Consider the following 17,287-nt stretch of genomic DNA (forward strand, 5'->3'; position numbering starts at 1 on the left):
ATGTTCTATCGCGAAAACGGCCAGTTCAAGACCAGCTATCGCGCCGACCAGCAGATCTTTCCGATCCGCCAGGACCGCATCTTCATCGCCCTGCTGATGGCGGTGATATTCGTCGTCGTTCCCCTGACCGCCAGCGACTATCTGCTGCGCGCCATCCTGATCCCGTTCCTGATCCTGGCGCTGGCGGCGGTGGGGCTGAACATCCTGGTGGGCTACTGCGGCCAGATCTCGCTGGGCACCGGCGCCTTCATGGCGGTGGGCGCCTACGCGGCCTGGAACTTCGGCGTGCGCTTTCCCGGCATGCCGCTGGTGGCGCAGATCCTGCTGGGCGGCTGCTTCGCCACGCTGGTGGGCGTCATCTTCGGCATTCCCAGCCTGCGCATCCGCGGCCTGTACCTGGCGGTGGCCACGCTGGCCGCGCAGTTCTTCGTCGACTGGGCGTTCCTGCGCATTCCATTCTTCACCAACTATTCGTCCTCGGGCAGCGTATCGGTGCCGCCCATGACGTTCTTCGGCCTGCCGGTGCAATCGGCGCTGGAGAAGTACCTGCTGGTGCTGGGCTTCGTGGTCGTGTTCACACTGCTGGCCAAGAACCTGGTGCGCGGCGCCATCGGCCGCCAGTGGATGGCGATCCGCGACATGGACGTCGCCGCGGCAGTGATCGGCATCCGGCCCATGTACGCCAAGCTGTCGGCGTTCGCGGTCAGCTCGTTCATCGTGGGCGTGGCCGGCGCGCTGTGGGGCTACGTCCACCTCGGCTCGTGGGAGCCGCTGGCCTTCGACCTGGCGCGGTCGTTCCAGCTGCTGTTCATGGTCATCATCGGCGGCCTGGGCTCGATCCTGGGCAGCTTCTTCGGCGCCGCCTTCATCGTGCTGGTGCCGGTGGCCCTGACCAATGTCCCGCACCTGCTGGGCCTGTCGCTGTCGGTCGACACGGCCGCGCACATCGAGCACATGGTGTTCGGCGCGTTGATCGTGTTCTTCCTCATCGCCGAGCCGCACGGATTGGCGCGGCTGTGGAGCATCGCCAAGGAGAAGCTGCGCATCTGGCCGTTCCCGCATTGAATCTGGTTCAGCGTGCGGCCCGGCGGCAAAAGCGCCGGACCGCGCTTCCCGAATACCCGGCTAAAGACCGGGCCAACCCCGGTGTTCAGACAAGGCACCACGCAGGAGGTAATTGGAGATGAAGCGTCTTAACCTGAGATTGACGGCGGCCGTGATCGCCGCAGCCGGCGCGCTGGGCGCCATCGCCGCGCCCGCCATGGCGGCCGAGGAACAATTCGTGCCGCTGCTGGTGTACCGCACCGGGTCGTTCGCCCCGCTGGGCATTCCATGGGCCGACGGCAAGCTGGATTACCTGAAGCTGATCAACGAGCGCGACGGCGGCATCAACGGCGTGAAGATCACGTACGAAGAGTGCGAGACCGCCTACGCCACCGACCGCGGCGTGGAATGCTACGAGCGCCTGAAGACGCGCGGCACCGGCGCCTCGGGCTTCGATACCCAATCCACCGGCATCACCTTCGCGGTCAGCGACAAGGCCATGGTGGACAAGGTGCCGGTTGAGACCATGGGCTACGGGCTGTCGCAATCGGTCGACGGCAGCGTCTTCCAGTGGAACTTCCCGCTGCTGGGCACCTACTGGACCGCCGCCGACGTGATGGTCCAGGACATCGCCAAGAAAGAAGGCGGCATGGACAAGCTCAAGGGCAAGAAGATCGCCCTGGTCTACCACGACTCGCCCTATGGCAAGGAGCCGATCCCGCTGCTGCAGAAGCGCGCCGCCAAGGAAGGCTTCGAACTGCTGCTCTATCCGGTCACCGCTCCCGGCGTCGAGCAGAAATCGACCTGGCTGCAGGTCCGCCAGCAGCGCCCCAATTACGTGCTGCTGTGGAGCGCCGGCATCATGACGCCGACCGCCATCCGCGAGGCCCAGGCCAGCGGCTATGCACGCGACAAGATCTACGCCATCTGGTGGGCCGGTTCGGAAGGCGACGTCAAGGACCTGGGCGACGTGGCCAAGGGCTACAACGCCGTCACCATCCACAATAGCGCGGCCACCGGCAAGGTCTACGAGGACCTGAAAAAGTACGTCTACGACAAGGGCCAGGGCTCGGACAAGTCCGGCAACACGACCCTGGGCACCATCGCCCACACGCGCGGCATGATGATCTCCATGCTGCAGGTCGAGGCGATCCGCGCCGCCCAGGAAAAGTACGGCAAGGGCAAGGCGCTCACGCCGGAGCAGGTGCGCTGGGGCTTCGAGAACCTGAACCTGACGCAGGAACGCCTCGACCAGCTCGGCTTCGGCGAGATCATGCGTCCGGTCAAGACCTCGTGCGCCAACCACATGGGCGACGACTGGGCGCGCATCGTGCAATGGGACGGCAGCAAGTTCAAGGTGGTGTCCGATTGGTACCAGTCGGACAAGTCCGTCCTCGACCCCATGGTCAAGGAAGCCGCGGCGAAGTACGCCAAGGAGAAGAACGTCACCCCGCGCAACTGCGCAGGCTGATGTGAACTGGCCGCCGGCGCACGGGCGCCGGCGGCCGCCAGCCCCCAAGCAGGAACCTGCCATGACCGCTGCCAACACCGCCCCCGCCGACAAAGTGCTGCTCGATGTGAACGGCATCGAGGTGATCTACAACCATGTCATCCTGGTGCTGAAGGGGGTTTCCCTGCGCGTGCCCGAAGGGCGCATCGTCGCGCTGCTGGGCGCCAACGGCGCGGGCAAGACCACCACGCTGCGCGCGGTGTCCAACCTGCTCAAGGGCGAACGCGGCGACGTCACCAAGGGCTACATCCAGTACCGCGATGAACGCATCGAACGGCTCTCTCCGGCCGAGCTGGTCAAGCGCGGCGTGGTCCAGGTCATGGAAGGCCGCCACTGCTTCGCCCACCTGACCATCGAGGAAAACCTGCTGACCGGCGCCTACACGCGCAAGCTGGGCCGCGGCGACATCGACGCGGCGCTGGAACGCGTCTACCAATATTTTCCGCGTCTCAAGCAGCGCCGCACCAGCCAGGCGGGCTACACCTCGGGCGGCGAACAGCAGATGACGGCCATCGGCCGCGCATTGATGGCCAGCCCCACCATGATCCTGCTCGACGAGCCGTCCATGGGGCTGGCGCCGCAGATCGTCGAGGAGATCTTCGAGATCGTGCGCGACCTCAACCAGCGCGAACGCGTCAGCTTCCTGCTGGCCGAGCAGAACACCAACATCGCGCTGCGCTATGCCGACTACGGCTACATCCTGGAAAACGGCCGCGTGATGATGGACGGCGCCGCCGCCGAGCTGGCGCAGAACGAGGATGTCAAGGAGTTCTACCTGGGCATATCCAGCGGCGAGCGCAAGAGCTTTCGCGAACAGAAATTCTACCGGCGCCGCAAGCGCTGGCTGGCGTAATCCCCGCCCGGCCATGCGAGCGCCGGGCCGCAACAACCGCTGTCCCGCACACGAGAGGGTGCGCACCCATGTCCGAGTTTTTCGACGTACTGGAAACCCGCCAACCGGCGCAACGCGAGCGCGACCTGATGCAGGCGTTGCCAGCCGCCATCGAGCGCGCCATGGCCCGGGCGCCGGCCATCGCCGGGCAATTGCGCGGCATCGACCCGCGCAGCGTGGACAATCGCGCCGCGCTGGCCGCCCTGCCGGTGCTGCGCAAGCACGAACTGCTGGAGCGCCAGCAGCACAGCCGCGACGGCGCCGGCCCGGCAGGCCCGGCCAAGGCCTTCGGCGGCTTCTCGACCGTGGGCTGGGGCCAGGCGCTGCGCGTGTTCGCCTCGCCCGGCCCGATCTACGAGCCCGAAGGCAACCGCGCCGACTACTGGCGTTTCGCGCGCGCCCTCTACGCGGCCGGCTTTCGCGCCGGCGAGCTGGCCTACAACTGTTTTTCCTACCATTTCACGCCGGCCGGCTCGATGATGGAAACCGCCGCCCATGCCGTGGGCTGCACCGTATTTCCCGGCGGCACGGGCCAGACCGAACAGCAGGTGCGCGCCATCCACGACCTCGCGCCCAGCGGCTATACCGGCACGCCCAGCTTCCTCAAACTGATTCTTGAAAAGGCGGACGAACTCGGCATCCGGCTGGATTCGCTGCGCCGCGCGCTGGTATCGGGCGAGGCGTTCCCGCCCTCCTTGCGCGACTGGCTGGCCGCGCGCGGCATCGAAGGCTACCAGGCCTACGGCAGCGCCGACCTGGGCATGATCGCCTTCGAGACGTCCGCGCGCGAAGGCCTGGTGGTGGGCGAAGACATCATCCTGGAAATCGTGCGTCCCGGCACCGGCGAGCCCGTGCCCGATGGCGAAGTGGGCGAAGTCGTGGTCACGACGCTGAACCCCGACTATCCCCTGGTGCGCTTCGGCACCGGCGACCTGTCGGCCATCATGCCCGGCCAGTCGCCGTGCGGACGCACCAACATCCGCATACGCGGCTGGCTGGGCCGCGCCGACCAGACCACCAAGGTGCGCGGCATGTTCGTGCATCCCTCGCAAGTGGCCGACGTGCTGCGCCGCCATCCGGAAATCGTGCGCGCGCGGCTGGTCGTCAGCGGCGCCACCGGCGCCGACCACATGGTGCTGCACGTGCAGGCGCGCGAGCGCTCGCCGGAACTGGCCGGCCGCATCGCCGATTCGGTGCGCGAAGTCACCAAGCTGCGCGCCGACGTGCAATGGGCCGATGAGGGCGCGCTGCCCAACGACGGCAAGGTCATCGACGACGTACGCTCATACGAATGAGCCGCCGCGCGGCGGCTAGGCGCCGCGGCGCTGCAGCGCCCCATGCAGCGCCATGCCGGCCGCCATGGCCGCCACGAACAGCCAGGCCTGGCCGTAGCCCGCGCCGGCATTGAGCAGCGCCGGCCCCGGGCACAGTCCGGCCAGCCCCCAGCCCACGCCGAACAGCGCGCTGCCGCCCAGCAGGCGCCGGTCGATGCCCTTGGCCGCCGGCCATTGCATGGGCTCGCCGTCGAAGGCGCGCGCCTGGCGGCGCGCCAGCGCGAACGCGGGCGCGGCCACGCCGATGGCGCCCGCCATGACCAGGCCCAGCGACGGATCCCAGGCGCCGGCCAGGTCCAGGAAACCCAGCACCTTGGCCGGGTCGGCCATGCCCGAAACCAGCAGGCCCAGGCCGAAGATCAATCCGGCGGCAAAGCTGTAGGCGTTGCCCATCTCAGGCTCCCATGAGGTGCCGCAGCACGAACACCGTGGCAAAGCCCGTGGCCATGAAGGCCAGCACCGCCACCAGCGAACGCCGCGATCCGCGCGCCAGCCCGCATACCCCGTGGCCGCTGGTGCAGCCCGAGCCATAGCGCGTGCCCACCCCGACCAGCAACCCGGCCAGGACCAGCTGCAACGCGCCTGCCTCGATACGCACGGCCGGCATGGGTTCGAACACCCGATACAGCCACGGCGCGGCCAGCAGCCCGGCCAGGAACCACATCCGCCATGCCGCGCCCGCGCGCGGCGGCAGCAGCCCGGCCAGGATGCCGCTGATGCCCGCGATGCGCCCCGCGCCCAGCATCAGCCAGGCCGCCGCCGCGCCGATCAGCATGCCGCCGCCCAGCGATGACCATGGCGTGAACGCCGCCCAATCGATCGTCATGATTGCTCCCTCGAGGCCTTGCCGCAGTACAGCGACGACAAGGTCTTCATCACCTGGCCGACCTCGAAGCTGGCCAGCTGGTAGTACACATATTTGCCGGCGCGGCGCGTGTCCACCAACCCCTCGTCGCGCAGCACGCCCAGTTGCTGCGACAGCGTGGGCTGGCGGATGCCGGTCAGCGTTTCGAGCTCGCCCACGTTGCGCTCGGCCGCCACCAGCTGGCACAACAGCAGCAGGCGGTCCTCGTTGGCCAGGGCCTTGAGCAGTGCGCAGGCCTGCGCCGCGGAGGCGCGCAGCGCGGATATCTCGCAATCGGTCAGCGTATCGTCCATGGGATGTCAGGAATGCAGGGTCTCGATCATTATATTGAAAAATATAATATCAAATAATAAGATGATGCCTGATACCCTTCCACCGCTGTTTCGGGAGCGCCGCATGTCCGCACATATCCAGCCCTTCTTCGACCCCGCCACCGCCACCTTCAGCTACGTGCTCTACGAGGCGCCGGGCGGCGCGTGCGCGGTCATCGATCCGGTGCTGGACTTCGACCCGAAATCGGGCCGCACCACGACCGCGTCGGCCGACCGCATCGCCGATTTCGTGCGCCAGTATGCGTTGCGCACGCAATGGCTGCTGGAAACCCACGCCCACGCCGACCACCTGTCGGCGGCCGCCTACCTGCAGCGCCAGCTGGGCGGCGTCATCGGCATCGGCGGCCATATCCGCGACGTGCAAGCGGTGTTCAGCAAGCTGTACAACCTCGACGGTTTCGCCTGCGACGGATCGCAATTCGGCCACCTGTTCGAACCCGACGAGACCTTCGCCATCGGCGCGCTGCGCGTGCGCGCCCTGCACGTGCCCGGCCACACGCCGGCCGACCTGGCCTACCTGATCGACGACGGCGACAGCCTGTCGGCCTTCGTGGGCGACACGCTGTTCATGCCCGACGTGGGCACGGCCCGGTGCGACTTCCCCGGCGGCGACGCCCGCACCCTGTACCACTCGATCCGCACCCTGCTGGCGCTGCCGCCGGACACCCGGTTGTATATGTGCCACGACTACCCGCCGGCCGGCCGCGCGGCGGCCTGGCAGACAACGGTGGCGGCGCAGCGCGCCGGCAACATCCATGTGCGCGACGGCATCTCCGAAAGCGAATTCGTCGCCATGCGCACCGCCCGCGACGCTACCCTGGACATGCCCACGCTCATCCTGCCGGCGCTGCAGGTCAACATCCGCGCCGGCGAACTGCCGGCGCCCGAGGCCAACGGCACGCGCTACCTGAGGATCCCCCTGGACGCGCTGTAGCCGCGCCGCCGGCTTGCGTAACGGCGGGATATCCCGCACCATCGGACGGTCGCCATCCACGCACTGCGCCATGTTCATCGAAGCGGAAGCCGATCCCAGCCTGTCGAAAGCGCAGTACAAGGCGCGCGAAGCGCGCCTGCGCACGGCCCTGCTCAAGGCCCAGTACGAACGCCTGCAGCGCGCCGAGCAGTCGCTGCTGATCGTGGTGGCCGGCATCGACGGCGCCGGCAAGGGCGACACGATCAACATGCTCAACGAATGGATGGACCCGCGCCACATCCACACGATGGCGTTCGGCCTGCCCGACGCCGAGGAGCTCGCGCGGCCGCCCATGTGGCGCTACTGGAACGAGTTGCCGGCCAAGGGCCGCACCGGCATCGTGTTCGGCTCGTGGTACGTGCCGCTGCTGCTGGAGGCCGTGCGCAAGAAACCCGACACCGCCCGGCTGGAGGCGCATGCCGCGCAGATCCGCCGCTTCGAGGCCATGCTGGCCGCCGAAGGGGTGCAGATCGTCAAGCTGTGGTACCACCTGTCGGCCCAGGCACAGGCCGAGCGCACCGAGCGGCTGCTGGCCAGCCCCGAGACGGCCTGGCAGGTCACGCCCGCCGACCGCAAGGTGCGGAAAAAATACGGCCGCCTGCGCAACGCCGGGCAGGTGGCCATGGCCTATACCGATGCCGCGCACGCGCCATGGCGGGTCATTCCCAGCGCCGACGACGAGATGCGCGCGGTGCGCACCGCCGAAGCTGTGCTGGCCGCCATGCGCCGGCGCGCCACGCCGCGCAGCGTGCGCGCCTTCGGCGCGCCCAGCCCGGCGGTGCACCTGGTCGACCGCCTGGGCGCACTGGACTACGACGCGAAGGAAGACAAGGACGACTACGAAGCCGAACTGGGCCTGCTGCAGGGCCGGCTGGCGCGCGCCGTGCGCCGCGACGATTTCCGCGAGCGCTCGCTGGTACTGGTGTTCGAAGGCCAGGACGCCGCCGGCAAGGGCGGGGCCATCCGCCGCGTCACGCGCGCGCTCGACGCCCGTCAATACGACATCACGCCGGTGGCGGCGCCGGCGCGCCACGAACTGGCGCGCCCCTACCTGTGGCGCTTCTGGCGGCGCATTCCCCGGCAGGGCCGCATCGCGATCTTCGATCGCTCGTGGTACGGCCGGGTGCTGGTCGAGCGGGTGGAGAACATCACCGCGCCGACCGACTGGCGGCGCGCCTATGGCGAAATCCTCGACTTCGAGCGCCAGCTGGTCGGGCACGGCGCCATCGTGCTGAAATTCTGGCTGGCCATCACCCCCGCCGTGCAGCTCGAACGCTTCCGCGAACGCGAGAAATCGCCCTACAAGAATTTCAAGATCACGCCCGACGACTGGCGCAACCGCAAGCAATGGCAGGCCTACGCCGACGCCGCCAACGAAATGCTGTGCCGCACCGACATGCGCGAGGCGCCCTGGCACCTGGTGTCGTCCAACGACAAGCGCTATGCGCGGCTGCAGGTGCTACGCCACATCGTCGAGACCCTCGAAGACCAACTCTGATTTCCTCCAACCCCTTCTAGCCGACGCTTGCCATGACCCCTACCGAGATCCGCCCCCTGTCCGCCGCCGACCACGAAGCCTGGCTGCCCCTCTGGAAAGGCTACCAGGAGTTCTACAAGGTGCAGCTTGCCGACGCCGCCACCGCGCAGACGTGGCAGCGCTTCCTGGACCCCGCCGAGCCCATGCACGCCGCGCTGGCCTGGCGCGACGGCAAGGCCATCGGCATGGTGCACTGGATTTTCCACCGCTCGTGCTGGACCACCGGCGACTACTGTTATCTGCAGGACCTATTCGTCGCCCCCGACGTGCGCAGCAGCGGCGCCGGCCGGGCGCTGATCGAACACGTCTACGCCGACGCGCGGGCCCAGGGCGCGGCGCGCGTGTACTGGCTGACGCACGAGACCAACACCGACGCCATGCACCTGTACGACCACATCGCCGACCGCTCGGGCTTCCTGCAGTACCGCAAGGTGCTGGCTTGAGCACGCGCCACCCCGATTGTCCGCTGTGCCAGCAGGACGGCGGCGCGCTGCTGTGGCGCGGATCGCACCTGCGCGTGATCGAGGTCGACGACCCCGACTACCCGGGTTTCACCCGCGTGGTCTGGAACGCCCACATCGCCGAAATGACCAGCCTGTCGACGCACGGGCGCGAACTGCTGATGCGCGCGGTATGGGCGGTGGAACAGGCCCAGCGCGACGTGCTGCATCCGGACAAGGTCAACCTGGCGGCGCTGGGCAACGTGGTGCCGCACCTGCATTGGCACGTGATCCCGCGCTGGCGCGACGACCGCCATTTCCCCGACGCCATCTGGGCCGCGCCGCGCGTCGCCCCGGGCGCGGAGCCGCAAGCCTGGCGCGCCGCACGCGCGGACACCGCGGCCTTGCTGCCCCGCTACCGCAATCGGGTGGTCGAAGCCATGAACGCGCTGCTCTGGCACTGAACGGCCCGCTCAGCGCCAGGCTGGCCGGCCGCGCTGCGCCAGCCAGCGGCAATAGGCGGCCTCCACGCGGGCGGCCTGCCGCTCGGGCGAGAAGTCGCGCTCGTCCCTGACCATGCGGCTGCCGGCCCGCCCCATCGCGCGGCGCAACGCCGGATCGACCAGCAGGCGCTCCAGCGCCTGGGCCAGCGCCGCCGGGTCGGACGGCGGCACCAGCAAGCCGGTCGCGCCATGGCGCACGACTTCGGGCACGCCGCCCACGTTGCCGGCGACCACCGGCAGGCCCGCGGCGGCGGCCTCGACCATGGCCAACCCCAGGGCCTCGCTGCGGGTCGGCAGGGCGAACACATCGAAAGCCGCCAGCACATTGGGGATGTCGTCGCGATGCCCCGTCAGGTGCACGCGCGCGCCCAGCCCCAGGCGCTGCGCGCGCTCGCGCAGCAGGGCGCCGATGCCGCCCGGCTCGCCGACCAGCACCAGGTGCGCAGCGGCATGCCGGCCTGCGAGTGCCACAAACGCATCGAGCAGATCGTCCAGCCCCTTGTCCGCCCGCATGACGGCGACGCAGCCAATGACCTGCGCCGCCGCCGCAATGCCGAGTTCGGCGCGCAGGCTGGAGGCCGGCGGCGCCGGGGCCAGCGTCGCCGGGGACGCGATGGCCTCGACGTGCGCGGCGCGGGCGCCCGCGCGCAGGATCTGGCCGCGCACATGGTCGCTGACCGCGATGACGCGGTGCGGCAGCCAGGTATACGTATAGAGCGACCCCACCGGCTTGGCCAGGTGGCGGGTGCGCACGATCAGCGGCGCACCGGCCATCCGCCCCGCCCAGGCAGCCAGCACCGTATCGCGGCGGCTATGCGTGTTGACGACATCGAAGCGCCCGCGCACCAGCTCGCGCAGGCGCCAGACCGCGCGCACCCCGGCCGCCACGCCGTCCATGGCCAGCTCGTGCACGGGAAAGCCCGCCGCGCGCAGCCGCCGCGCCAGCGGCGCGCCCGGCTGGCAGGCCGCCTCCAGATGATGGCCGCGCGCGCGCATGGCCAGCATTTCCCGGTAGATGCTGGTTTCCTGGCCGCCGGCGCCGGTCGCCGCCTCCGTGTGCAGGATGCGCAAGGCCGGTACGGCCGGTTCAGAGCGCTGCGTCATGGAGGGTGTTCCAGTGCAAACCCTGCTGGTGCAGCCAGGCCGCGAGATAGCGCAGCTCGGCCGCCGTCAGGGCGCGCGCTCGCGGTCCGGCATGGGCCGGCTCGGCAGCCCGCAGGGCGTCGCCCTGCCAGATCCGCAGCACGCCGTGCCAGACGCTCACCCGCGCCTGCCCGCGGGCCAGCCGGCGCAACGCCAGCGACGGACGCAACAGGCGCAATTGGTAGCCGCCCCTGCCGGGCGCACGCAGATGCGGCCCGGTATCGACCAGCCGTGGTGCCGCCGCCCCATCCGGCCAAAAGAAAAGCGCCCGGATGGGCGCCAATGTGCCTGCCATGCATGATCTCCGTGCCCGGCCGCCCGGCCTGTCGGGCGGCGACCATGGACAGCTTAGGCAACGCCCCCGCGCCCCTGGACGCCGCAGCCCTGATTCCGCATATTCGTACGCATCTTGCAGGCAAAATCTGGCGAACACTCGGAAACGTTCAGCTAAAATTCAGCTTTCTGACAAAACCATTGCCGAGAACAGTGCCCACGACTCCTACCCGCGCTCCATCCCTCCTGCAGGCTTTCCTGCGCTCCGAAGCCCTGGGCGGCTATGTGCTGATGATCGCCGCCGTCCTGGCCCTGATCGTGGCCAATTCGCCGCTGGCGCCAGCCTATTTCCAGTTGCTGGGCACCAAGCTGGGCTATGCATCGGAAGCCTTCACCCTCAAGGAGTCGGTGCTGCACTGGATCAACGACGGCCTGATGGCGGTGTTCTTCCTGCTGGTCGGCCTGGAAATCAAGCGCGAGATGCTCGACGGCCAGTTGCGGGGCGTGTCGCGCATCGTGCTGCCCGGCGTGGCGGCGGCCGGCGGCATGCTGATGCCGGCCCTCGTCTATCTCCTGGTCAACCAGGGCGACCCGGCGGGGCTGCGCGGCTGGGCCATCCCGGCGGCCACCGATATCGCCTTCGCGCTCGGCATCCTGGCGCTGCTGGGCAGCCGCGTTCCCACGTCGCTGAAGATCTTCCTGACCGCCCTGGCCATTCTCGATGACCTGGGCGCCATCGCCATCATCGCGGTGTTCTATACCGCCGAGCTCAATACCTCCGCGCTGGCCGCGGCCGGCGGCTTGCTGGCGGCGCTGTGCGTGCTGAACCGCCTGCGCGTGCTGCGCCTGGCGCCCTATCTGCTGGTGGGCGCGCTGCTGTGGTATTTCGTCCTGAAATCCGGCGTGCACGCCACGCTGGCCGGGGTGGCGCTGGCGCTGGCCATTCCGCTGCGCCGCCAGGATCCGCGCCAGCCGGGCGCCGAGCATTCGCCCCTGCATGCGCTGGAGCACGCCCTGCACCGTCCCGTGGCCCTGCTGATCGTTCCTGTTTTCGGATTCGCCAACGCCGGCGTATCGTTCGACGGCATGGGCATCGACAGCCTGACCGCGCCCATCCCGCTGGGCATCGCACTGGGCCTGTTCCTGGGCAAGCAGCTGGGCGTGTTCGGCTTTGCCTGGCTGGCCATCCGGACCGGGCTGGCCAGCATGCCGCGCCATGCCTCGTTCGCGCAGCTCTATGGCGTTGCGCTGCTGTGCGGCATCGGTTTCACCATGAGCCTGTTCATCGGCGCGCTGGCCTTCGACGACGCGGCCACCATCGACGCCACCAAGATCGGCGTGCTGACCGGCTCGCTGGTGTCGGCCGTGCTGGGCTACGCGCTGCTGCGCGTGCTGCCGCCGGCCGACTGAGCCCGCCTCAGCCGGCCGGCTCCAGCAATTGGCGCGCCTTCTCGCGCGCCTGCGCCAGCGTGGCCACCGCGCAGAACGGCAGGCCGAAGGCGCGGGTCATTTTCTCGGCCTGCGCCTGGGTGCGCGCCAGCCCGGACGGGTCGGGCTTGACCGCGATGAACCCCTTGCAGCACTCGCGCAGGCGCGCCATGTTGCCGGTCTGCCACTGGACCATGGCCTTGCGATCGTCATGAGCGATCTCGACATCCAGGTCGGGCACGATCATCACGAACTGCGCGGCATTGCCGGCCAGCCGCTCCATCTCGGCGATCCAACGGGCGGCAAAGCCGGGCTCGCCGTCGCGATGGCGCGCCACCACCAGCGGAAACCCGGTCACGTCGTGATAGCGGAAGTCTGCCTGATTCATTCGAACACTCCTTTCGGGCCGGACACCAGCGCGCTGCATGTCCGGCAACGCCCGTACAGGCCCAGGTTGTAGGTTTCCAGCACGAAGCCGTGGCGGCGCGCCACCCGCGCCGCCTGGCGGGCAATCGCCGGATCGGCGGATTCGACCACCCGGCCGCAGCGGGTGCAGACCAGGTGGTCATGGCGGCCCTTGCCGGCCAGTTCGAACAGGCTGCCGTGCGGATCGAGTTGCAGCCGGCTGAGTACGCCGGCCTGGGCAAGCTGGCCGAGCACCCGGTAGACGGTGGCCAGGCCAAGGGGCGTGCGCTCGGCAGCCAGCGTGCGATACACCTCGGCCGCGCTCAAGTGGCGGTCCGGATGGCGGTTGAACACCTCCAGCACCTGCAGGCGCGGCAGGGTGGCCTTGATGCCGGCGCTGCGCAGATCCTTGCCCACCATGCCAATCATCCTCGTCTGAAAGGGCCAAGCCCCAATGATGAGAATGATGTACATTTAGATTGAGCTTGGCTTGCGAAAACCCGTCAACCTGTTTCTCAAACCTGCCAATCCATGCTTGAGCAAGGCCCCCCCACCGTCAATCCGGCCCATCTGCTGACCGCCTTCAGCATCGAGCGGGCGCGCCAGGCGCGCGGGATTTCGGTGCCCGCGCACAGCCACGCCGAAGGCATGCTGGTCCTGGTGCAGACCGGCCTGGCGCTGGTGCAGGGCAACACGGAAATGCTGACCATGGCGCCTGGCAACATCGGCTGGGTGCCGCCGGGCATCATGCACGAGGCGCACTGGTTCGGCCACGCCCGCGGCACCTTCCTCTATGTGCGCGCCGACGCGTGCGCGCGGCTGCCGGGACACACCAGCGCCTGGCCGCTGCGGCCGCTGGTCGACGCGCTGATCGACCGCCTGGCCGGGCCGGCCGGCGCGGCGCTGTCGCCCGCCTACGGCGAGCGGTTGTTCGACATCCTGCTGACCGAACTGGGCCTGTGCGAGCAGAGCGCCCACACCCTGCCGATGCCCCGCGAACGCCGCCTGCGCGAACTGGCCGTGCGGCTGCTGGCCAGCCCCGATGACGGCAGCAGCATCGAGACATGGGCCGAACGCCTGAACATGTCGGCCCGCACGCTGATGCGGCGCTTTCGCGGCGAAACCGGCATTACGCTGGGCCAATGGCGGCAGAAGGTACGGCTGCTGCGCGCGCTGGAATTGCTGGCCGGCGGCAAGCCGGTCACCGACGTGGCGCTGGCCGTCGGCTACGACAGCCCAAGCGCCTTCATCGGCAGTTTTCGCGCCACTTACGGCGTCACGCCCAGCCAGTACTTCGCGCGCAACGCCTGACCCGGCTACGTATGCGGCGCGCCGCAGCAGCCCGGCGCCGCATCGGGCGGCGCTTGCCCGCCGGACGCCTCGTAGCGCCCGGTGGCCGCCACCTGGCCGGCGGCGCCATAACGATCGTGATGGCGCACCCAGTCCGTCAGGTCGTGGCGCGGCCCGGTCTCGTTGCGCCCCTTGGGCGTGAGATCGAGCAGCATGTAGGCGCCCAGCACCTCCTCCGCCCCCCGGCCATAGGCCGAATAGGTGTGGAAAACCTCGCCGGCCGCATCGCGGTAGAACACGCTCAGGCCCGAGAGCTCGTCGATCGGCAGCTCGGTCTCGGCATAGTTGTACTGCCCGCGTCCGCGCGCCATGTCCTGCGGCGTGAACGACACGTGGTAATCGAAGTTGAAATCGTCGCCATACGATGACACCCACTCGAAACCCCAGCCCATGCGGCGCTTGAATGCCTCGATCTCGGCCAGCGGCGCGCGCGACACCGCCACATAGCCGACGTCATGGTGCCGCAAATGCAGCAAGGCGCCTTCGACATGATCCACTTCGAACGAACAGCCCACGCAGCCCTCGCCCCAACCCGGGCCCAGCATGAAATGCTTGACGATCAGCTGGCTGCGTCCGTCGAACAGATCGGCCAGGGTGCGCCGGCCGCGCGCGGTCTCGAACGCGTACGGCTTGTCCACCCGCACCCACGGCAAGGCGCGCCGCTGCGCGGCCAGTTCATCGCGCAGCCGCGTCTGCGCCTTCTCGCGCTCCAGCAGCGCGCGGCGCCGCTCGAGCCAGGCCTGCCGCGATACCACTTCATGACCTTCCATCGATGTCTGCATAGCCGCCTCCTTGCGACCGGGCCGCAACCCGTCATTGCGGTATAACTCTCGAAGTCCTGAATTACAACTAACAAATTGCAAATCAGGACTTAATTGAAGGAAATACGGCAACGGCCATAATGCAGGCTTTGCCGGCCAGCCCGGCGCGAGAGACTTCCATGCTGGGAATACTGGCCGCCCTGACCGACGAAATCCGGGCGCTGCTCGACGAAATGGGGCCGGGCGCCGTCACGCGGCGCATCGGCATGCGCGACTACCATGTGGGCGAATTGCGCGGCCAGCCCTGCGTGCTGGTGCTCACCCGCGTGGGCAAGGTGGCCGCGGCCGCCACCACGGCCACGCTGCTGCGCGAGTTTCCCGTCGACGCCGTGGTATTCACCGGCCTGGCCGGCGGGCTGCACGACTCGGTGCGCGTGGGCGATATCGTCATCGGCACCGCCCTCATCCAGCACGACCTGGACGCCCGCCCGCTCTTTCCCCAATACGAAGTGCCGCTGCTGGAACGTTCGCATTTCGCCACCGATGCCGGCCTGACCGAGCGGCTGCATCGATGCGCCACGGGATTCCTGGCCGGCCATGCGGCGGGCCGCGCGGTGCCGCCCAGCGTGCATCGCGGCCTGATCGCCACCGGCGACTGCTTCGTCAACCGTGCCGATACGCTGCGCGGCCTGAAGGCGGCGCTGCCCGACGCGCTGTGCGTCGAAATGGAAGGCGCCGCGGTGGCGCAGGTCTGCCATGAATTCGGCGTGCCCTGCGCCGTCATGCGCACCGTCTCGGACCGCGCCGACGGCAGCGCCATGGTGGACTTCCAGGGCTTTCTGCGCGAAGTGGCCAGCGTCTACTCGGCCGGCGTGCTGCGCGGGTTCCTCGATATGCCGCGCGGGGCGCGGGATTGAACGGCGCCTGTCCCAGCGGGGACAGGCGCTACCTGCGTCGCACGGGGTATGCTTGGACGCTTTACCAACCCTCCCCCCTACCGCCGCAATGACCGATTTTCCGTTCGACGCCGTGCTGTTCGATTGTGATGGCGTGCTGGTCGACTCCGAACCCATCACCAACCGCGTGCTGTGCCAGATGCTGGGCGAGCTGGGCTGGGAACTCAGTCCGGAAGAAACGATGCGGATCTTCACCGGCAAGGCGGTACGCGACGAGCTGCCCCTGATCGAAGCGCGTACCGGCACGCGCCTGACGGACGAATGGTTCCGGGAGTTCCGCCAGCGCCGCAACGATGCGCTGGACCGCGAACTGGTCGAGATCCCCGGCGCGCCGCAGGCCGTGCGCGCCTTGCACGCCGCCCTGGATGGCCACGTTGCCGTGGCCTCGGGCGCGGACCGCCTCAAGGTGGAAATGCAGCTGGCCAAGGTTGGACTGGCCGACTGTTTCACCGGCCGCGTGTTCAGCGGCCAGGAACTGCCGCGCAGCAAACCGTTTCCCGACGTCTACCTCACGGCGGCGCAGGCGCTGGACGTGGCGCCATCGCGCTGCGCGATCGTCGAGGATTCCGTCATCGGCGCCACCGCCGGCGTGGCCGCGGGCGCGACCGTGTTCGGCTACAGCCCGCCCGGCCAGGCAGGCCACAGCGACGCGCAGGCCTTGCTCGCGACCGGCGTGGCCCATGTGCTGACCGACATGGCCGAACTGCCATCCGTGCTGGCCGCCTGGCGCGCCGCCGGCTAGCCGGAACGCCAACCGGCCTGTGCCACAATCGCGTCCATGCCGAACGACAACCGCCTCGCCCCCGCCGCGCTCGCCGCCCAGGCCGCCGCCCTGCCCGCCGCCTGGCGCCACGTCCTGGAACAACCCGCCGTGGCGCGCGCCTTCGCATCCGTTCTCGGACACGTCGAACAACGCCTGGCCGAGGGCGCCGTGGTCTACCCGGCCACGCCCTTTCGCGCCCTGGACCAGCTCGCCCCGGCGGACGTGCGCGTCGTGATCCTGGGCCAGGACCCTTACCACGGGCCCGGCCAGGCCCAGGGCCTGGCCTTTTCGGTGCCGGACGACTGCAAGTGCCCACCCAGCCTGCGCAACATCTTCAACGAGATCGCGGTGGACTATCCGCGCCCGACGCGCCATGACCTGTCGGCCTGGACGCGCCAGGGCGTGCTGCTGCTCAATACCTCGCTGACGGTGGAAGACGGCCAGCCCGGCTCGCATGCCAAGCGCGGCTGGGAAACCGTCACCGACGCCCTGATCGCCGAGGTGGCACGCGACCCGTCCCCCAAAGTCTTCCTGCTATGGGGCGCGCATGCGCAAGCCAAGCAGGCGCTGGTGCCGGCCGACGCCGGGCACCTGGTGCTGGCGGCCAACCACCCGTCGCCCCTGTCGGCGCGCCGCCCCCCGGTGCCCTTTGTCGGTTGCGGCCATTTCCGGCAGACCAATGCGTGGCTGCAACAACGCGGCCAGAAACCGGTAGATTGGTCGGGTGAGCAAAATAATGCTTCCCGTCAAGGGGAATTCGCGTTATGATCGCTGCACT

General features: G+C 69.1%; 21 protein-coding genes. 13 read left to right on the top strand and 8 right to left on the bottom strand.

All coding sequences use genetic code 11. The annotated features are described in order from the left end of the window. The 4 genes from EL288_RS23045 to EL288_RS23060 all read left to right on the top strand — a co-directional run bounded on the left by EL288_RS23045 (position 1) and on the right by EL288_RS23060 (position 4,741). Positions 1 to 1,065 carry a branched-chain amino acid ABC transporter permease gene (locus tag EL288_RS23045; protein WP_003807261.1) on the top strand — a complete coding sequence of 355 codons (1,065 nt, stop codon included), beginning with the start codon at positions 1 to 3 and terminating at the stop codon, positions 1,063 to 1,065. Positions 1,066 to 1,183: 118 nt separating this feature from the next. Beyond that, positions 1,184 to 2,515: an ABC transporter substrate-binding protein gene (locus EL288_RS23050; protein WP_033448384.1), complete on the top strand. Its 1,332-nt coding sequence runs from the start codon at positions 1,184 to 1,186 to the stop codon at positions 2,513 to 2,515. Positions 2,516 to 2,576: 61 nt separating this feature from the next. Further along, positions 2,577 to 3,407, top strand: a complete 831-nt coding sequence (locus tag EL288_RS23055) for an ABC transporter ATP-binding protein (protein WP_003807257.1) — start codon at positions 2,577 to 2,579, stop codon at positions 3,405 to 3,407. Between the two features lie 68 nt (positions 3,408 to 3,475). Beyond that, on the top strand, positions 3,476 to 4,741 hold the full coding sequence (locus EL288_RS23060) for a phenylacetate--CoA ligase family protein (protein WP_003807256.1): 1,266 nt from the start codon (positions 3,476 to 3,478) through the stop codon (positions 4,739 to 4,741). A gap of 15 nt (positions 4,742 to 4,756) precedes the next feature. Here EL288_RS23060 and EL288_RS23065 read toward each other — a convergent pair whose 3' ends face one another. The 3 genes from EL288_RS23065 to EL288_RS23075 are packed head-to-tail and all read right to left on the bottom strand — an operon-like array spanning position 4,757 to position 5,938. Further along, a complete protein-coding gene (locus tag EL288_RS23065) occupies positions 4,757 to 5,173 on the bottom strand; it encodes a DUF6691 family protein (RefSeq protein ID WP_003807254.1) in 417 nt (138 codons plus the stop codon). A gap of 1 nt (position 5,174) precedes the next feature. Continuing rightward, entirely contained in the window at positions 5,175 to 5,606 is a 432-nt protein-coding gene (locus tag EL288_RS23070) for a YeeE/YedE family protein (RefSeq protein WP_010927353.1), read from the bottom strand. Beyond that, entirely contained in the window at positions 5,603 to 5,938 is a 336-nt protein-coding gene (locus EL288_RS23075; protein WP_003807250.1) for an ArsR/SmtB family transcription factor, read from the bottom strand. The genes EL288_RS23070 and EL288_RS23075 overlap by 4 nt, the downstream gene beginning before the upstream one ends. 103 nt (positions 5,939 to 6,041) lie before the next feature. On the opposite strand from EL288_RS23075, the gene EL288_RS23080 reads away from it, so the two are divergent. From EL288_RS23080 to EL288_RS23095, 4 genes are all read left to right on the top strand, one after another. Continuing rightward, entirely contained in the window at positions 6,042 to 6,911 is an 870-nt protein-coding gene (locus EL288_RS23080; protein WP_003807247.1) for an MBL fold metallo-hydrolase, read from the top strand. Between the two features lie 70 nt (positions 6,912 to 6,981). Next, a complete protein-coding gene (pap, locus tag EL288_RS23085; protein ID WP_033448382.1) occupies positions 6,982 to 8,448 on the top strand; it encodes a polyphosphate:AMP phosphotransferase in 1,467 nt (488 codons plus the stop codon). Positions 8,449 to 8,480: 32 nt separating this feature from the next. Continuing rightward, entirely contained in the window at positions 8,481 to 8,930 is a 450-nt protein-coding gene (locus EL288_RS23090) for a GNAT family N-acetyltransferase (RefSeq protein ID WP_003807243.1), read from the top strand. Continuing rightward, a complete protein-coding gene (locus EL288_RS23095) occupies positions 8,927 to 9,391 on the top strand; it encodes an HIT family protein (RefSeq protein WP_010925740.1) in 465 nt (154 codons plus the stop codon). The genes EL288_RS23090 and EL288_RS23095 overlap by 4 nt, the downstream gene beginning before the upstream one ends. Positions 9,392 to 9,400: 9 nt before the next feature. On the opposite strand, the gene EL288_RS23100 is transcribed toward EL288_RS23095, so the two are convergent. Continuing rightward, positions 9,401 to 10,534: a glycosyltransferase family 4 protein gene (locus EL288_RS23100; RefSeq protein WP_010925739.1), complete on the bottom strand. Its 1,134-nt coding sequence runs from the start codon at positions 10,532 to 10,534 to the stop codon at positions 9,401 to 9,403. Continuing rightward, a complete protein-coding gene (locus tag EL288_RS23105; protein ID WP_003807234.1) occupies positions 10,518 to 10,868 on the bottom strand; it encodes a hypothetical protein in 351 nt (116 codons plus the stop codon). The genes EL288_RS23100 and EL288_RS23105 overlap by 17 nt, the downstream gene beginning before the upstream one ends. A gap of 191 nt (positions 10,869 to 11,059) precedes the next feature. Here EL288_RS23105 and nhaA point away from each other — a divergent pair, with 191 nt between their 5' ends. After that, a complete protein-coding gene (nhaA, locus tag EL288_RS23110) occupies positions 11,060 to 12,256 on the top strand; it encodes a Na+/H+ antiporter NhaA (protein ID WP_003807230.1) in 1,197 nt (398 codons plus the stop codon). 7 nt (positions 12,257 to 12,263) lie between these two features. On the opposite strand, the gene EL288_RS23115 is transcribed toward nhaA, so the two are convergent. Then, entirely contained in the window at positions 12,264 to 12,662 is a 399-nt protein-coding gene (locus EL288_RS23115) for a hypothetical protein (RefSeq protein ID WP_010925738.1), read from the bottom strand. Further along, positions 12,659 to 13,099, bottom strand: coding sequence for a Fur family transcriptional regulator (locus EL288_RS23120; RefSeq protein ID WP_003807227.1), 441 nt, complete (start codon positions 13,097 to 13,099; stop codon positions 12,659 to 12,661). The genes EL288_RS23115 and EL288_RS23120 overlap by 4 nt, the downstream gene beginning before the upstream one ends. A 111-nt stretch (positions 13,100 to 13,210) precedes the next feature. Here EL288_RS23120 and EL288_RS23125 point away from each other — a divergent pair, with 111 nt between their 5' ends. Continuing rightward, on the top strand, positions 13,211 to 13,990 hold the full coding sequence (locus tag EL288_RS23125) for an AraC family transcriptional regulator (protein ID WP_010925736.1): 780 nt from the start codon (positions 13,211 to 13,213) through the stop codon (positions 13,988 to 13,990). A 5-nt stretch (positions 13,991 to 13,995) separates the two neighbouring features. On the opposite strand, the gene EL288_RS23130 is transcribed toward EL288_RS23125, so the two are convergent. Continuing rightward, the gene (locus EL288_RS23130; RefSeq protein ID WP_003807224.1) at positions 13,996 to 14,811 is read right to left on the bottom strand and encodes a DUF899 domain-containing protein; all 816 of its coding nucleotides are present in this window, start codon (positions 14,809 to 14,811) and stop codon (positions 13,996 to 13,998) included. Between the two features lie 158 nt (positions 14,812 to 14,969). On the opposite strand from EL288_RS23130, the gene EL288_RS23135 reads away from it, so the two are divergent. The 3 genes from EL288_RS23135 to EL288_RS23145 all read left to right on the top strand — a co-directional run bounded on the left by EL288_RS23135 (position 14,970) and on the right by EL288_RS23145 (position 17,277). Beyond that, complete coding sequence (locus EL288_RS23135; RefSeq protein ID WP_003807222.1) at positions 14,970 to 15,707, top strand: 5'-methylthioadenosine/adenosylhomocysteine nucleosidase; 738 nt, start codon at positions 14,970 to 14,972, stop codon at positions 15,705 to 15,707. Between the two features lie 88 nt (positions 15,708 to 15,795). Continuing rightward, positions 15,796 to 16,488: an HAD family hydrolase gene (locus EL288_RS23140; RefSeq protein WP_033458502.1), complete on the top strand. Its 693-nt coding sequence runs from the start codon at positions 15,796 to 15,798 to the stop codon at positions 16,486 to 16,488. A gap of 36 nt (positions 16,489 to 16,524) precedes the next feature. Beyond that, positions 16,525 to 17,277, top strand: coding sequence for a uracil-DNA glycosylase (locus EL288_RS23145; protein ID WP_003807216.1), 753 nt, complete (start codon positions 16,525 to 16,527; stop codon positions 17,275 to 17,277). The last annotated feature ends 10 nt before the right edge of the window (positions 17,278 to 17,287 follow it).

Source organism: Bordetella bronchiseptica (assembly GCF_900636925.1).
GTDB classification, from domain to species: Bacteria; Pseudomonadota; Gammaproteobacteria; order Burkholderiales; family Burkholderiaceae_B; genus Bordetella; species Bordetella pertussis.

Excerpts from the sequence above, each read along its gene's own strand:
- EL288_RS23125 (WP_010925736.1), top strand. The coding sequence starts at position 13,211 with ATGCTTGAGCAAGGCCCCCCCACCGTCAATCCGGCCCATCTGCTGACC.
- EL288_RS23135 (WP_003807222.1), top strand. The coding sequence starts at position 14,970 with ATGCTGGGAATACTGGCCGCCCTGACCGACGAAATCCGGGCGCTGCTC.
- EL288_RS23070 (WP_010927353.1), bottom strand. The coding sequence starts at position 5,606 with ATGACGATCGATTGGGCGGCGTTCACGCCATGGTCATCGCTGGGCGGC.
- EL288_RS23100 (WP_010925739.1), bottom strand. The coding sequence starts at position 10,534 with ATGACGCAGCGCTCTGAACCGGCCGTACCGGCCTTGCGCATCCTGCAC.
- EL288_RS23060 (WP_003807256.1), top strand. The coding sequence starts at position 3,476 with ATGTCCGAGTTTTTCGACGTACTGGAAACCCGCCAACCGGCGCAACGC.
- EL288_RS23075 (WP_003807250.1), bottom strand. The coding sequence starts at position 5,938 with ATGGACGATACGCTGACCGATTGCGAGATATCCGCGCTGCGCGCCTCC.
- EL288_RS23140 (WP_033458502.1), top strand. The coding sequence starts at position 15,796 with ATGACCGATTTTCCGTTCGACGCCGTGCTGTTCGATTGTGATGGCGTG.
- EL288_RS23065 (WP_003807254.1), bottom strand. The coding sequence starts at position 5,173 with ATGGGCAACGCCTACAGCTTTGCCGCCGGATTGATCTTCGGCCTGGGC.
- EL288_RS23050 (WP_033448384.1), top strand. The coding sequence starts at position 1,184 with ATGAAGCGTCTTAACCTGAGATTGACGGCGGCCGTGATCGCCGCAGCC.
- EL288_RS23090 (WP_003807243.1), top strand. The coding sequence starts at position 8,481 with ATGACCCCTACCGAGATCCGCCCCCTGTCCGCCGCCGACCACGAAGCC.
- pap (WP_033448382.1), top strand. The coding sequence starts at position 6,982 with ATGTTCATCGAAGCGGAAGCCGATCCCAGCCTGTCGAAAGCGCAGTAC.
- EL288_RS23120 (WP_003807227.1), bottom strand. The coding sequence starts at position 13,099 with ATGGTGGGCAAGGATCTGCGCAGCGCCGGCATCAAGGCCACCCTGCCG.
- EL288_RS23105 (WP_003807234.1), bottom strand. The coding sequence starts at position 10,868 with ATGGCAGGCACATTGGCGCCCATCCGGGCGCTTTTCTTTTGGCCGGAT.
- EL288_RS23115 (WP_010925738.1), bottom strand. The coding sequence starts at position 12,662 with ATGAATCAGGCAGACTTCCGCTATCACGACGTGACCGGGTTTCCGCTG.
- EL288_RS23145 (WP_003807216.1), top strand. The coding sequence starts at position 16,525 with ATGCCGAACGACAACCGCCTCGCCCCCGCCGCGCTCGCCGCCCAGGCC.
- EL288_RS23130 (WP_003807224.1), bottom strand. The coding sequence starts at position 14,811 with ATGCAGACATCGATGGAAGGTCATGAAGTGGTATCGCGGCAGGCCTGG.
- EL288_RS23080 (WP_003807247.1), top strand. The coding sequence starts at position 6,042 with ATGTCCGCACATATCCAGCCCTTCTTCGACCCCGCCACCGCCACCTTC.
- EL288_RS23045 (WP_003807261.1), top strand. The coding sequence starts at position 1 with ATGTTCTATCGCGAAAACGGCCAGTTCAAGACCAGCTATCGCGCCGAC.
- EL288_RS23055 (WP_003807257.1), top strand. The coding sequence starts at position 2,577 with ATGACCGCTGCCAACACCGCCCCCGCCGACAAAGTGCTGCTCGATGTG.